Annotated in this window: 9 protein-coding genes and 2 pseudogenes; 6 read left to right on the forward strand and 5 right to left on the reverse strand. The window is 46.5% G+C overall.

Annotation, left to right across the window (positions count from 1 at the left end; translation table 11 throughout):
• The first annotated feature begins 10 nt into the window (after positions 1–10).
• From AB4209_RS20150 to AB4209_RS20160, 3 genes are all read left to right on the forward strand, one after another.
• Positions 11–3091 (forward strand): tetrathionate reductase subunit A, encoded by a 3081-nt coding sequence (locus AB4209_RS20150; protein WP_372057092.1) that lies wholly within the window; start codon positions 11–13, stop codon positions 3089–3091.
• Positions 3092–3617: 526 nt separating this feature from the next.
• A complete protein-coding gene (locus tag AB4209_RS20155; RefSeq protein ID WP_017058844.1) occupies positions 3618–4259 on the forward strand; it encodes a c-type cytochrome in 642 nt (213 codons plus the stop codon).
• 9 nt (positions 4260–4268) lie between these two features.
• On the forward strand, positions 4269–5330 hold the full coding sequence (locus AB4209_RS20160; protein ID WP_372057094.1) for a c-type cytochrome: 1062 nt from the start codon (positions 4269–4271) through the stop codon (positions 5328–5330).
• A 143-nt stretch (positions 5331–5473) separates the two neighbouring features.
• Here AB4209_RS20160 and AB4209_RS20165 read toward each other — a convergent pair whose 3' ends face one another.
• Together AB4209_RS20165 and AB4209_RS20170 are read right to left on the reverse strand one after the other, a co-directional pair.
• Positions 5474–6403, reverse strand: a complete 930-nt coding sequence (locus tag AB4209_RS20165) for a LysR family transcriptional regulator (protein ID WP_017064224.1) — start codon at positions 6401–6403, stop codon at positions 5474–5476.
• Positions 6404–6429: 26 nt separating this feature from the next.
• Complete coding sequence (locus tag AB4209_RS20170; protein WP_009845852.1) at positions 6430–6870, reverse strand: Lrp/AsnC family transcriptional regulator; 441 nt, start codon at positions 6868–6870, stop codon at positions 6430–6432.
• A 140-nt stretch (positions 6871–7010) separates the two neighbouring features.
• Here AB4209_RS20170 and AB4209_RS20175 point away from each other — a divergent pair, with 140 nt between their 5' ends.
• On the forward strand, positions 7011–7595 hold the full coding sequence (locus AB4209_RS20175) for a LysE family translocator (RefSeq protein WP_017064223.1): 585 nt from the start codon (positions 7011–7013) through the stop codon (positions 7593–7595).
• Positions 7596–7650: 55 nt separating this feature from the next.
• On the opposite strand, the gene AB4209_RS20180 is transcribed toward AB4209_RS20175, so the two are convergent.
• Positions 7651–8040: a DUF1294 domain-containing protein gene (locus AB4209_RS20180; protein WP_017064222.1), complete on the reverse strand. Its 390-nt coding sequence runs from the start codon at positions 8038–8040 to the stop codon at positions 7651–7653.
• A 156-nt stretch (positions 8041–8196) separates the two neighbouring features.
• Here AB4209_RS20180 and AB4209_RS20185 point away from each other — a divergent pair, with 156 nt between their 5' ends.
• Complete coding sequence (locus tag AB4209_RS20185; RefSeq protein WP_372057096.1) at positions 8197–9969, forward strand: alpha-amylase family glycosyl hydrolase; 1773 nt, start codon at positions 8197–8199, stop codon at positions 9967–9969.
• Between the two features lie 353 nt (positions 9970–10322).
• Complete coding sequence (gene pulA, locus AB4209_RS20190) at positions 10323–14363, forward strand: pullulanase-type alpha-1,6-glucosidase (RefSeq protein ID WP_372057098.1); 4041 nt, start codon at positions 10323–10325, stop codon at positions 14361–14363.
• Positions 14364–14504: 141 nt separating this feature from the next.
• Here the strand turns inward: pulA and AB4209_RS20195 are convergent.
• A pseudogene (locus AB4209_RS20195) lies at positions 14505–15055 on the reverse strand (endonuclease); the annotation flags it as partial.
• Positions 14959–15189 (reverse strand): annotated as a pseudogene (locus AB4209_RS20200) (hypothetical protein); the annotation flags it as partial. The pseudogenes AB4209_RS20200 and AB4209_RS20195, both read right to left, overlap by 97 nt.

Raw genomic sequence — 15189 nt, forward strand, 5'->3', positions numbered from 1 at the left:
AGGAATCATCATGGATAACAAACGTCGTCAATTTTTGAAAACAGGCCTTGCTGCCGGTGGTGTTGGAGCTTTTGCCGCAGGTTATGCGACAACCACAAAGCACATGGTTCACGGTGCTATCGATGGCACCGCAGGTAAGAAAACCAATCACATCCATCACGGTAATTCGTTAGAGACGGAATACAGAGTCGATGAGCAAGGTAAGATCTCACCGAATCCGAACCAACGCGTGGCACCATCAATGTGTTTTGGTTGCTGGACACTGTGTGGCTTGCGTGTACGTATCGATAATCGCAATGACGAGATCTTACGTATCTCGGGCAACCCGTATCACCCACTATCAAGCGACCAACAGATCCCGTTCAAAACACCGGTAAAAGACGCCTACATTGGCTTGTCTGGTGAATCCGGTATCCATAACCGTTCGACAGCCTGCGCACGCGGTAACGGCATGTTAGAGATTCAAAACAGTCCATACCGAATCACTCAACCGCTCAAACGCGTTGGTAAACGTGGTGAAGGTAAGTGGGAGCCAATCAGCTACGAACAACTTATCTCTGAGATCACCGAAGGCGGTGACTTATTCGGAGAGGGCGAAGTGGAAGGCTTACGATCGATTCGCGACATCGAAACACCACTCGATCCAAACAACCCTGAATACGGACCAAAAGCCAACCAACTGCTTGTGACCAATGCCGGTAATGAAGGGCGTGACGATATCTTGAAGCGCTTTGCATTTAACAGCTACGGCACTCGCAACTTTGGTCATCACGGTTCTTACTGTGGCTACGCGTTCCGCGCAGGTTCAGGTGCGATCATGAATGATCTAGACAAATTTTCGCACTTAAAGCCTGACTTCAATAACGCAGAGTTCATTCTTTTCATCGGTATGTCTCCGGCTCAAGCGGGTAACCCGTTTAAGCGCCAAGCAAGACAACTGGCTGAGGCTCGTACCAACGGAAAACTGAGCTACACCATAGTGACGCCGAGCCTTCCTGCAGGATCATCAAGCCTTGCAGCGGGCGACCGCAACAACTGGCTACCGATCAAACCGGGCACCGATTCAGCATTAGTTCTTGGCATGATCCAATGGATCATCGAAAACCAACGCTACAATCACGACTTCTTGTCTCGCCCAAGCGCACAAGCGATGCAAAAAGCAGGCACCACGCATTGGTGTAATGCTTCACACCTAGTGATCAGTGACGAGTCGCACCCACAAAATGGGCGTATGCTTCGTGCATCGGATATAGGGTTGCTAGAAACAGGCGAACCGATGTCTGACGATGACGGATTTATCGCACTTAATGTGACAACGTCACTGTTATCATCACATATTCAGGTGAATGAAGCGGCTTTGTTCGTCGATCAAGACGTAGAAATCAATGGTCAGACTGTTCGTGTTAAGTCTTCCCTACAAAGATTGAAAGAAGAAGCCTTCAAATATGACCTTGCTTACTACAGCGGGCAGTGTGAAATCCCACAAGACCAGATTATTGCGTTGGCAAAACGCTTCACCAGCTACGGTACAAAAGCAGTCGTGGATACTCACGGTGGCAACATGCACACCAACGGCTTCTACAACTCGTTCTCTATTCTGATGCTAAACGCGCTGATCGGTAACATCAACGCGAAAGGTGGCGCGATGGCGAAAGCGGGCGGCTACCCAACTTCGGTTGCAGGTCCACGTTACGACTTTACCAAGTTCAAGGGTAAGACTAAGCCTCAAGGTGTATTCTTGTCCCGCAGCAAGTTCCCGTATCAAAAAACCAGCGAATACAAACGTCGCGTTGCCGCAGGTGAGTCACCTTACCCGACACGCGCTCCGTGGTACCCAATCTCAGCGCCGCTGTTAACCGAGCACTTATCAGCTGCTATTGATGGCTATCCTTACCGCGCAAAGGCATGGATCAACCACATGGCGAACCCACTTTATGGTGTTCCGGGTTTAAACAACTTGCTGGGTGAAAAGCTTAAGGATCCAAAACAGCTTGGCTTGATCGTCTCTATCGATGCCTTCATCAATGAAACGACTGCCTTATCGGATTACCTAGTGCCAGACACGGTGACCTACGAAAGCTGGGGCATGGCAACCCCGTGGCATGGCGTCGCGACCAAAGCGATCACTGCTCGCTGGCCGATTGTTGAGCCTAAAACCTCACGCACTCAAGACGGGCGCGCCATCAACCTAGAGAACTTCTTTATTGATGTGGCGAAAACTCTGGGCTTAGGTGGCTTTGGCGATAACGTAATCAAAGACAACCAAGGTAACTGGCACGGTATTCATAGCGCTGAAGACTTCTACCTGCGCTCGGCTGCTAACTTGGCGTTCGTAAAAGGTGGCGTGCCGAATGTAGACGCCGAAGATATCGTTTGGTCTGGTCTAGAACGCCTAGTGCCTGTGATGAACAAAACGCTTAAACCAGAAGAGATGCTCAAAGTGGCGTATATCTTTGCGCGTGGCGGTCGTTTCGAAGACGCAACCAATGCCTACACCAATGAAACCATGAAGTACAAATGGACCAAACCACTGGCTATTTGGAATGAAAAGCTTGGTACCTCTCGCAACACCATCAGTGGCGAGCAGTACATGGGTTGCCCTACATGGTATCCACAAAAACTCGCAGACGGCACACCTTTAGCAGAGCAGTTCCCGACCAAAGATTGGCCATTTACTCTGACCAACTTTAAATCCAACATTCACAGTGCGGTGTCTAACTTATCACCACGCTTAGAGTCGATCAAAGGAGTGAACCCAGTTTACATTCACCCGCAAGACGCCTCTTCTGCTGGTATCAAAACAGGCGACGTATTTGCCATTGAAACACCGAGTTCAACCACACACGCGTTGGCGATGGTGATTGATGGCATCAAACAAGGCACATTAGGCTTTGGACACAAAGAGCTCGGTGAACGCGCACACTGGATTGGTGACGCACAACAACCAGTGAAGATGAAGTCGAACGATGGCGTTAACATCAATGATATAGGCTTGATTGACCCGACGAGAGAAGGCAAAGGCGTCATGTTAGATTGGGTTGTAGGAGCAGCAGCCAGACAAGCGCTTCCGGCTAAGATCTACAAGGTCTAGCTTAAACTCAGCAAGCTATAACTTAATCACTGATTCAAAACACTTCCTTATCTGATTTGCAGATGAGAACACAACAGGGCAACTTCGTCATTCGAAGTTGCTCTGCTTTTTCGTCCCCTTGATCTAGAAAAGCAGCCTATTTGGATAAACGTCCAATCTACATAAAGTACCCAATCTAGATAAAGCATCCGCTCTAGATAGAGTAATCAACCCAAAGCCATTAGGTAATCTTCATTTCACCACAACTTTTTTAGCCCGCATCCATAAAGCAGCTATGCTTATACAATCGGTGCCATAAAAGAGCCTTAACAAGCAGTTATACCGAGGCGAACATGGCAGTTCCCTTGCATTTCATAAACGGCAATTGGATCAACCTATAGAAGTTCACATCAATACCATTATGGTAACTGAGGTTATTAATGTGAGACTCACCTCAAGTTCCAAGTGAATTAATGTGGAAATCCACAATAGCGCGAACAACCAATTATGTCGAAAATGCGTGCATTACAACCAATAGCGACGCCTCATGACTAAGCTGACAATTAAAACTCAAACTCTAACGCTTTGCATCGCTGCTCTAGGAAGCCTTTCTTTATCCGCTTTTGCACAAGCAGCACCCAATCCAATGCCAGAAGCCGCAGAAACTTGTAGCGGCTGCCATCAAGCCGACGGTAAAGGCATGCCCAACATTGCCCCTATGCTTGCAGGGCTCAATGCTGACTATCTAGAACATCAACTGGTTCTGTTCTCAAGTGGTGAGCGTCAAAGCGCGATCATGAAGGGAATGGCTGACGGTGTATCTGATCCCGCTGTTCGTCGTGAGGTCGCAGAATACTTTGCATCACTACCTTCATACGAATTTACCGATTTAGAGCAGCGCGGCTCACAAGCCGATATCGATAACCCGTATCGTAAACTTGTATTCCAAGGTGATTGGGATCGAAACATTCCTGCTTGTGCTACCTGTCATGGACCAAGTGGTATGGGCGTAGACAAATTTCCTCGCCTAGCAAGCCAGCATGCCGACTACATTCAGACTCAGCTCAACGCTTGGAAAAACGGCACTCGTAAGGGTGATAATTTAAACATGATGGGCAATATCGCCGGCAAGTTGACCGACGATGAGATCAAAAACCTCTCTTACTACTTCGCATCTTTCCGATACTAAAGGGCTCGCATGAAAACATTATTTCTAATTACCGCAACCCTTGCCTCTGGAATGGCTTATGCCGAAGGTGAGTTACCCGATCGCCAAACCGAACTGCCCGCCGTTGAAAAACCACAAGATAATAAATATCTGGTGCCACGCGACTTGGTAGATATTCCTGATGGGGAATTTGGTGACAAAGTAAAACTGGGCTATTCCCTGTTTGTCGATTCACAACAGATGCGTGGTACGTTCGTCGGCAATGAACAAAACTGTGTCAACTGCCACATGCAAGCGGGCATGAAGCCTAACGCTGCCCCTCTTTGGGGTGCGTACATGGCCTACCCTGCGTATCGTTCTAAGAATGACAAGGTAAACAGCTACGCAGAACGTATCCAAGGTTGCTTCACCTACTCAATGAATGGTCTGCCACCGGCTGAGGGTTCAAAAGAGATGGTCGCACTGACGGCGTATTCATACTGGCTGGCGATGGGCGGCATCTTAGACAAGAACGGCATGCAAGATACACCCGTTCCTGAGATTAGCGATGCCGACTTACAAGTCGGTGGTAAAGCGGAAAGCTTCCCTCTCCCTGAAGAGCTGTTAAGCAAATACCCAATCGATGGCCGCAGTAAGTTGGCAGGGCGTGGCTATCCTAAGATTGATAATCCTGAACAAGAGCCATCGATAGCGCGTGGTGAAAAGGTTTACCAAACCAACTGCCAAACCTGTCATGGTCAAAATGGTGAAGGCATTAAAGGATCAGACGGCCGTTCATACTTCCCACCACTGTGGGGGGAAAATGCGTATAACTGGGGCGCAGGTATGCACCGTGTAAATACAGCAGCTTACTTCATCTACGAAAATATGCCGCTTGGAAAGAGCCAACAGCTTTCAATTCAGGATGCATGGGATGTAGCTGCATTTGTGAATAGTCATGAACGCCCACAAGATCCTCGATACAAGGGTGATGTTGCTAGCAATGCTAAGCGCTACCACAATCACCAAGGTTACTATGGCAAAGAAGTTGATGGTCATGTACTAGGTACCAAAGCTTATCCGAGTGGTAAAGAAGTGATTCATGAGCATTAATAGGTATTAGTGAATATGAGCCGTTCACGCCAGCTATAGCTAAGCTTTACATTGTAAATCAGTGATAGCCGGAACAATTAAAAAGGAGCCAGATCGTTCGACGTTCTGGCTCCTTTTTTATGTTTGAACGATTAGAGATTCAGCTAATCTTGCTGCATCTTTTCCCAAATGGTCGGAGAGCCAATATAGTCTTGAACCGTAGTGATGAATTCTTTGACTAGTTTGGTTTGCTTACGGTGCGGATAGACAGCGTAGATTGCGGTATCAATCGTAGAGATCGGATAATCCGGCAGTAAAGTGACCAAGCCAAGTTCTTTCATTGAGGCATACAGGTTTGATTGATCAAGGAAGCCATAACCTAGACCATCTTTCACACAAGACACCATAGTACGAACATCACTCACCTTATAGTTGCCACGAATCGTTAGGCTCTGGAAGGTATTACCTCCCGGCTCTTCACTAATGCGCAGATGGTCGACCGTCATATCACCATTGGTATAAATCACCGCAGGTAGAGCGAGTAGATCTTGTGGCGTTTTCGGTTCACCGTGCTGCTTCACAAAATCGTTTGACGCGACCAACATGAAATTACTGTCGGCAATCTTCTTGGCAATCAAATTCGATTCAACAAGCTTACTGAAGCGAAACGCGATATCAAACTGCCCTGCAATGATATTGGCGATCTTATCGTCTAGTGAAAGTACGATCTGAACATCTGGGTACTTTCTCATGAACTGAGTGATGATAGGTTGCAGATATTGCTGCCCAAAATAGATCGGTGAAGTAATTCGTAGCACGCCTTTTGGCTCTGACTGGTATGAATCTGCAATGCCTTGAATCTGATTGATGGTGTCTTTCAGTACATAGGTTTGTGCGAGAATATCTTCCCCTGCCGACGTCAACGAAAACGAGCGTGTAGAGCGGTTCAGCAGCTGAACACCTAAATCTTGCTCGAGCTTTTTGATCTGTTTAGAGAGTGATGAGTTGTCCATATCATGTAAGGTTGCCGCTTTGGTAAACGACCCTTGTTGAACCACATCTAAGAACAATAACAACTGATTGGTATTTGGCACTGCGCCTCTCCTGAAATAAAACTCGACTAGCGTTCGTCTTTAGGGGTATCCATCACAACCATAGTCGTAATAGATTGCACCTGAGCACATTCCCCAAGCACATCGGCATGAAACTTCTTATAGCCCGGTAGATCTTTGGTTTCTACCCTTAGCAAGTACTCGTTGGCACCGGTAATGTTGTGGCACTCCACCACCTCTTTTTCCATACTGACATGCTGTTCAAACTCTAGTTGAGCCGCTTTGCTGTGGCTCGATAAACCAATCGAAACGTAAGCAATAAAGCCAACGCCCATCAGGCCATTATCCAGAACTGCACGGTAACCTTGAATGATCCCTTTACGCTCGAGATCTTGTACTCGCCTTAAGGTCGCTGAAGCCGACAAACCAATTCGTTCAGAGAGCTCAATATTGGAGATTCTGCCGTCCAATTTAAGCTCTTGCAATATCCTTTCGTCAAATCTATCCATAAGTACTTATTATTGTGCATTTAGTGATAATAGAGGAAATAAAAGCACATAATTGCCTCACTTTCCACCTACTATGTTTCTCAACACGTGAAAGTCATGACCGGTCAGTCACTTCGTTCATTTTTTGCTGGAGAACCATAATGCCTTTAGAACAACTTAGCGCACTTGCCTTGTTTGCGTTCGTCTCGACCTTCACACCAGGTCCAAATAACATCATGCTCATGACATCAGGAGCAAATGTTGGCTTTGCCCGTACTATTCCACACATGCTTGGCATTGCTCTAGGGTTTGCAGCCATGTTGCTGCTGGTTGGCTTCGGTTTAATGGGCATTTTCAACGCGTACCCAGTTACTCACCAAATACTGAAATACCTGAGCCTTGCTTACCTCGTGTACCTTGCAATCAAGATAGCATTGAGCGGCAAAGCGAAAAGTACTGAAGCTTTTAAACCAATGACCTTCCTCGGCGCTGCCAGTTTTCAGTGGGTGAACCCTAAAGGTTGGTCAATGGCGCTAACTGCGATTTCAGTTTATAGCAGCGGCAGTTCATGGTGGGAGCTTGCAATCATCGCAGGTATCTTCACGCTAGCCAACTTGCCTTCTGTGACCTTCTGGACGGCAGCAGGCAAGCAACTACAACACTGGTTAACAACACCAGTCCGCATTAAAAGCTTCAACTACGGTATGGCTGGCTTGCTTCTAGCATCGACCATTCCGATGCTCTAGTCGAATAACTTCTGTATTTTAACGGTTGGTACTCCTGTGCTAACCGTTATTCTCTTTATAAATAACCCACAAGTTCACTAAGCCAACGACCAAACATCGTCTGCCCGCTCGGCGTTAACGTCCACACAAACGCCGCAACATTCACTGCCACTGTCACCCAATATATGGCTCTGAACGGCTGCTTCTGCGTTTTATGACGCAGCTTATCTTGAGCAATCAACGCCCCTAGCCAGCCACCAGCAACAGAAAAAATATGCAGAGTTTTCTCTGGCACACGCCAATTGCCATTGATCGCTGCTCGCTTGTCCTTAGCGTACACAAAAAACGTCACGAAACCGATAACCAAATACCACACCAACAGCGCTTTAGAACTTTCCGCAAACAACACAGACACCGCCACCAGAACCAAATAAGTGATAACGATTTGAATAGATGAAGACAACATGACTCCTTTTGAGCAACAGCTCACATACTGTAGCAATTACGCCCTGTAGATTTTGATAAGGATGAGTAAGGCATATTGTAATTCGGTTAGCCTGTAAAGAATAAACAAGCCCTTTCATCCCTACATAACATGATGGAAGTTAAAGGAATTATAAATATGTACAACCAAAAGTACGCCATCTACCAAGTTTTTACGCGTTTATTTGGCAATAAAAACACCCAACATGTTCCGTGGGGCACAATCGAGCAAAATGGCGTCGGCAAGTTCAATGACTTTACAGACAAAGCGCTATCGGAAATCCGCAAACTCGGCATTACGCATATTTGGTATACCGGAGTGCCACATCACGCCGTCATCAATGATTACAAACACATCGGGATTTCAGACGATCACCCGAGCGTAGTAAAGGGACGCGCAGGCTCACCTTATGCAGTCAAAGACTATTACTCAGTGAACCCAGACCTCGCTGAGAACCCTGAGCGCCGTGTAGAAGAATTTGAGGCACTAATCAAAAGGAGCCACAACAACGGTTTAAAAGTGATCCTCGATATCGTACCGAATCACGTTGCGCGTCATTATCAAGGCTTAAATAACCCAGAGGGAGTCAGTGACTTTGGTGCTCAAGATGACACTACACTGGAATACCACAGAGACAATAACTTCTACTACATCCCCAACAGCACCTTTGAACTGCCAGATATAGAGCCAGCCTTTACCCCGCTAGGTGGTGAACAGCACCCTAGCCTAAGCTCCCCGTTTATAGAGGCGCCAGCCAAATGGACGGGCAATGGATCACGCTTAGCTAAGCCTAATTTCGACGATTGGTATGAAACCGTAAAGATTAATTACGGTGTGCGCCCTGACGGTTCAAAAGATTTCCCTGAACTACCCAAAGACTATGCCCAACGCGATTACCGAGAGCATCACCAATTCTGGGAATCAGTCGCTGTGCCTAGCTCTTGGGTGAAATTTCGAGACATCGCCTTGTTCTGGTTAGACAAAGGCGTTGATGGATTCCGTTACGATATGGCTGAAATGGTGCCAGTTGAGTTTTGGAGCTACCTAAACTCATCAATAAAGATGAAAAACCAAGATGCCTTTCTGATGGCAGAGGTGTATCAGCCGGACTTATACCGCGACTACATACATCTCGGCAAAATGGACTACCTCTATGACAAGGTAGATCTGTACGACTGCCTCAAAGCCATCATGCAAGGCAAGGCTTCAACGGCAATCATCCCTGAAATTCAACATCAAATGATGGATATTGAACATCACATGCTGCACTTCTTGGATAATCACGATGAGCAACGCATCGCTTCTCCCGAGTTTGTTGGCAATCCACATATAGTAAAGCCTGCGATGCTAATCAGCGCGTTATTGAGCAGTTCTCCAACCATGATCTACTTTGGGCAAGAAGTCGGAGAACCCGGTGCAGAGAATGCAGGCTTTGGACAGCCCTCACGAACTTCCATATTTGACTACATTGGCGTCCCACAACACCAAAAGTGGATGAATGATGGTGCGTTCGATGGTGAGTTACTAAACAATATCGAAAAGCAACTGCGTCACTTCTATCAAAAGGTAATGAACTTTTCGCTTGAGCACTCTTCAATGATGGGGCTGTACCTAGACTTACACCAGAGCAATAATTTGAGTGATTCGGTTTACGCATTTCTGCGCTATAACGAACAAGAGCTGACCATCGTTGCTGCAAATTTCAACCAACATGCCACTGAGAATATTCACTTAAAGGTTCCAAGTGATGTAATCCAAAAACTCAAATTAGTTGATGGTCGTTACATACTCAATGAACATATTGAAGGCATAGCGCAACAAGTGCTCGACATTGAGAACAGTGTTGGCAGTTTTAATATTGAATTGAAACCGCTGGCGTCTTTGGCTTGGGTGTTATCCTTAAATGGATGATATACCTATCAATATAAATTACCGAACAACTCGCTTTTAGCTAATTGATAAATAACTTAATTTCCACATCAAATTAACACTGTCTCAATTCGATATATTACTCACATTAATAAGGATGAGTTCTCATCCTTATTAACTACGCCTAGCTTCTACGCCCTACATCATTGATATTAAACAAATGAGTCATTGATCCAAATAATCTAACAATAACCAAATACAAAGCGTGATATTGACACTATGTTTCCTATATTTACGAATTAAAAATAACTTTATACATTGCCATCACAAATAGTCGACCTTAGTTAAAGCTAGCATATTCATCTTCATAAAAAGTGAAATATGGATATCAAAACGTGAACAACATAAATATTAATAAAATTATCTCTCTACGAAATACCTTCAATGTGACCCAAAAGAGAAGCTTCAAGCGATCGACTTTGGCCAAAGCGATTTTACCTCTATTCACCGCTACTTTGATCGCAGGTTGTGGCAGTGATAGCGACAATGGTACCGACGCTGGCAACAGCGGTTTATACCAAGCTGGCGAAAACGAAGTCGTTGTTTATTACAAACGTGATGTTGCTGCTGCAAGCACATCTGGCTCAACTTACGACGGTTGGGGGCTGCATCTATGGAATGGTGAAGGCTGTACCAGCACAGACTTAGTCGGCATGGGGTTGAGTGAAACCGGAACCGATTGGAGCAGCCCTTACGAATACGACGGTATCAGCGATACTTACGGTGCTTACTATGTATTGAAAGTCGATCCTGATGCTTCTGACCCACATAAATGCATGAACTTCATCTTACATAATGGTGACGAAAAAGCGTTTGGCAGTGCCAATTCTAAAGTCGAGCTAACCAAGCTTGGTGATTCACAAGGTCTATTCGGGTTCCATGGCAGCAGCGAGTTATATTATGACCCGATTTCAGATCGCCCAGTCAATATTGACGGTCAAAAAGCGCATTGGTTAGATGCGACCACCATTGCTTGGGAAGCCGCTAGCAATGCCGATTCAATGAAATTGTTCTATGCTCTCGATAACAGCATCACTATGAACGACAAAGAGATCGTGGGTGGTACTGCAGTTGAACTAACTAAAGATGGCGAGCTATCCTCTGAATTAAAAGAGCGTTTCCGCCACCTTGCAAGCTTACCAGCCCTGGCTATCGACGTTGACGACAGCACACTTCGCACTATTTTAAAATCTCAGATAATTCTTGTTGCTTACAATGCCAACGGCGACGTTACCTCTTCAACTGAGGTTCAAAAACCAGGTGTGCTTGATGCAGTGTTTGCTAGCGAAGATGCTGGTAATGCAATGAGTGAAGAACTAGGCGCGATTGTCGAAGGCAGCGCGGCCACCTTCAAACTTTGGGCACCAACAGCGCAAGATGTCGAATTGGTCCTATACAGCGAGGATCTGCAAAGCTCACAAGTGATCCCAATGACCGAAAATACTGAGACGGGCATTTGGGCAACTGAAGCAGTCTCGAATGCGGTGAACAGTTATTACCGTTACCAAGTTAAGGTCTACCACCCAACCACAGGCAATATCGAAACACGCTTGGTAACAGACCCGTATTCTCTAAGCTTGTCGAAAAACTCTGCATACTCTCAAGTGATCGACCTGAATGATTCAACCCTGAAGCCTGCGAACTGGGACAACTACGAGCGACCAACCGTAGAGAAAGACGAAGACCACGTTCTCTACGAATCACACCTTCGCGACTTTAGCTTTAGCGATAAACAAGGCACACCTAGCCTAAACGGAAAGTACCTGGCTCTCACTGAAGCCGACCGTGAATCAGTTACTCACCTACAAGCTTTAAAAAATGCGGGTTTAACCACGCTGCATATCTTACCGGCATTTGATATAGCTACCGTTGACGAAGACTCCGCGAGCCGTGTCGATATTACAGATACGGTCGGAAAACTGTGTGATGTAAAACCTGCTGCCTCCCTGTGCGGAAACGAAGACGAAAATAAAGTCATCGAAGATGTACTCGATAGTTATGATCCTTCAACAGGCGATGCACAAGCGTTGATGAATGACCTGCGCATGCTCGACAGCTTCAACTGGGGCTACGACCCATTCCACTACACGGTTCCAGAGGGCAGCTACGCGACAGACCCTAATGGTTCGAAACGTATTCTTGAATTCCGTGAAATGGTGAAAGCGACACACGACATGGATCTTAAGCTGATCATGGACGTGGTATACAACCATACCAATGCGTCTGGTGTGAACGATAAGTCAGTGCTAGACAAAATTGTCCCAGGATACTACCACCGTCTGAATGTGAACACGGGTGGCGTTGAGAACTCGACTTGTTGTGACAACACTGCGACCGAAAACCTGATGATGGGTAAATTGATGGTCGACTCACTCAAGGTATGGGCTGACGACTACAAAGTGGATGGCTTCCGTTTTGACTTAATGGGCCACCAGCCAAAAGACGTAATGGTCGAAGCATTGGAAGAAGTGCGCCAAATCGACCCGAACACCCTGTTCTACGGCGAGGGTTGGGACTTCGGTGAAGTTGCGAACAACGCGCGCTTCGACCAAGCAACACAGCTAAACATGGCTGGCACAGAAATCGGCACTTTCTCTGACCGTCTACGTGATGCGGTTCGTGGTGGCAGCCCATTCGATGGCGGTATGGATACAGAAGGCAAGCACCCACTTCGTTTCAACCAAGGCTTCGGTAATGCAGCTTATGCCAATGAAGAAACAAAAACAGATGCAGATTCAGTAAACGGCCGTTTACACAACCAAGATCTTGTTCGCCTGGGCATGGCGGGTAACCTAGCAGAATTCGTTCTACTCGATTACAAAGGTGATACTAAACTTGGTAAGAACGTAGACTACAACGGTGCTCCAGCGGGCTACACTAAGATGCCATCTGAGAACATCTCTTACGTGTCGAAACATGATAACCAAACGCTTTGGGATAACAACGCATACAAAATCGCCTCTGGTACTAGCTCTGCAGAGCGTGCTCGCATGCAGTATGTATCACTCTCTACCGTGATGTTAGGCCAAGGCATACCATTCATCCATATGGGTTCTGAGCTGTTGCGTTCGAAATCAATGCAGCGTGACTCTTACGATTCAGGTGACTGGTTCAACCGCGTTTACTTCGACGGTAGCGACAACAACTGGAACGTCGGTCTACCTCGTGAAGACAAAGACGGCGCAAACTGGGAGCTGATCAAAACTATCGTTGCTGACAGCACTGCGATGCCAAACACTGACGATATCGAGCTAACTAAGCAACAATTCCTAGAACTACTGACTATTCGTAGCTCAAGCGAACTGTTCCGTTTAGATACCGCTCAAGAGGTCATGAACCGCGTTGATTTCCGCAACGTAGGCAAAGACCAAGTTGAAGGCTTGATTGTGATGTCTATTGACGACGGTACGTCAGCGGGTGCAGATCTAGATACAAACTACGACGCCATCGTCGCAGTAGTGAACTCAACAGCAGAAGAGAAATCTTTCAAAATTGAGGGCACGACGGGTTTCGAACTGCATTACGTTCAGAAGAACTCGGCTGACATGACCGTTAAGAGCGCAAGCTTCTCCGGTGAGACTTTCACGGTTCCGGCACTTACAACAGCGGTATTTGTACAACCTCAAGGTAACGCACAAGGTGCTGGTCTGCCTGTTGATACAGATAACAAAGACGTATCGAGCATTCCTCCTTATGGCGAAACCAAAGTTTATGTTCGTGGTGACATGAGCGGTTGGAATCCATCAGAAGAATGGGAAATGTCATTCATTGGTAACGGTATGTACTCGGTAACGGGTGTACTTGAAGCTGGTGATTACGGTTTTAAGTTTGCTGATGATAGCTGGGGTACACCAAACTTTGGCTGTGATTACACAGAACAAGCTTCTGGATCTCTAGATTTGGGTACTGAAGATAACTGTGCATTGTCCGTTACTGAAACAGGCAAATACACCTTCGTTCTAAATGCGATTCATGAGCAAAGCGATTCAGCTGACAAACCGGTTGCTTCTGTAACGAAAGCGGCAGACGCACCAACGTTTGGTGAAACTTCACTCTTCCTACGCGGCACGATCACAACTTGGGATACGCCAGCTGAAGATTCAAGCGCGAAGTTCAACTACGTAGCCGCAGATGTTTACTCTTTAGATATCGACCTAGCAGCAGGTAGCTACGAAATGAAGATCGCAAGTGCGGATTGGGCGGGTGACACCAACTTCGGTGGAGAAGGCAATGTAGAGCTCGGCGCAGCAGTCACCATGGATGTTGGTGGCGACAGTGCAAACCTTAAAATCACAATTGCAGAAGCAGGAAACTACAACTTCCACTTCAATGCAGCTGATAAAGCCGCACCAGTCGTGACAGTAACTAAGAACTAAAAACAATAGGCTCAACCATGTGCTAGCTTGGGGAGGGTAAAACCTCCCCTTTTTTGTGCCTCTAAAACGGCATTAAAAAGCCGCCCGAACAGTGACGATAGCGGCTGTGTTGTTTCTGGCGATTTGCTTTAGCTAATGGGGTTAGTTTCCCCAAATGATCTCTACAAATTCAGGGTGATCCACAAACGGGTTGCGGTTACCTTGGAATTCAAACACCGCTTGGTTACGGCTGATCGCTTTCGCGCTAACAAGTTCGTTTTGTGCCAACGTTTCAACATGTTCAGCATCCATGGTTCAAAGACGGTCGTTTTCGTGCCGTTTAGTACTGCGTCTGAGCTGCTTGAATTGCTTTCCCAGTTACCAATCACATTTTCATAGCGTGTCGCCATGTAGAAATACACGCGAGCAAAATCACCTTTGAACTCATCAATAGGCTCAAATACCGTTCCTGAATAGCCCAAAGTAGAGCTTGCTAAGCCGACTTTTGAGCCATTGCTAGATGCGTAAGTGCTGTTACCCACTTCACCAAATAGCCAGTTGCTGCGCTTCGCATTCACATAGCCATCGGTTGCAAATAGGTGGTGACCATCAGAGTTCATCGGTTCAACCTTGCCACCAAACCAGCTCTTAGGGAATAAGTGTTCACGGTTGTAGCAATCGCCTTCCGTTTTGTATTGGCCACACTGGTCGGTGAAACAGCAATGCCGGAATCAATCACAGACCACTGCGTTGGTGCATTACCATTCCACTGTTCAAAGTCGCCATTAAGAACGTGACTGGAGAGCAAATAAGAGGTAATGGATAGAACAGGGCGGGATCGCACTTT

The sequence above is a fragment of the Vibrio sp. 10N.286.48.C11 genome, from assembly GCF_041469805.1.
In the GTDB taxonomy this organism is placed as follows: Bacteria; Pseudomonadota; Gammaproteobacteria; order Enterobacterales; family Vibrionaceae; genus Vibrio; species Vibrio crassostreae_C.

Bases quoted from the DNA above. Each gene is read 5' to 3' on its own strand.
- AB4209_RS20175 (WP_017064223.1), top strand. From the start codon at position 7,011: ATGCCTTTAGAACAACTTAGCGCACTTGCCTTGTTTGCGTTCGTCTCG.
- AB4209_RS20155 (WP_017058844.1), top strand. From the start codon at position 3,618: ATGACTAAGCTGACAATTAAAACTCAAACTCTAACGCTTTGCATCGCT.
- AB4209_RS20170 (WP_009845852.1), bottom strand. From the start codon at position 6,870: ATGGATAGATTTGACGAAAGGATATTGCAAGAGCTTAAATTGGACGGC.
- AB4209_RS20180 (WP_017064222.1), bottom strand. From the start codon at position 8,040: ATGTTGTCTTCATCTATTCAAATCGTTATCACTTATTTGGTTCTGGTG.
- AB4209_RS20150 (WP_372057092.1), top strand. From the start codon at position 11: ATGGATAACAAACGTCGTCAATTTTTGAAAACAGGCCTTGCTGCCGGT.
- AB4209_RS20160 (WP_372057094.1), top strand. From the start codon at position 4,269: ATGAAAACATTATTTCTAATTACCGCAACCCTTGCCTCTGGAATGGCT.
- AB4209_RS20185 (WP_372057096.1), top strand. From the start codon at position 8,197: ATGTACAACCAAAAGTACGCCATCTACCAAGTTTTTACGCGTTTATTT.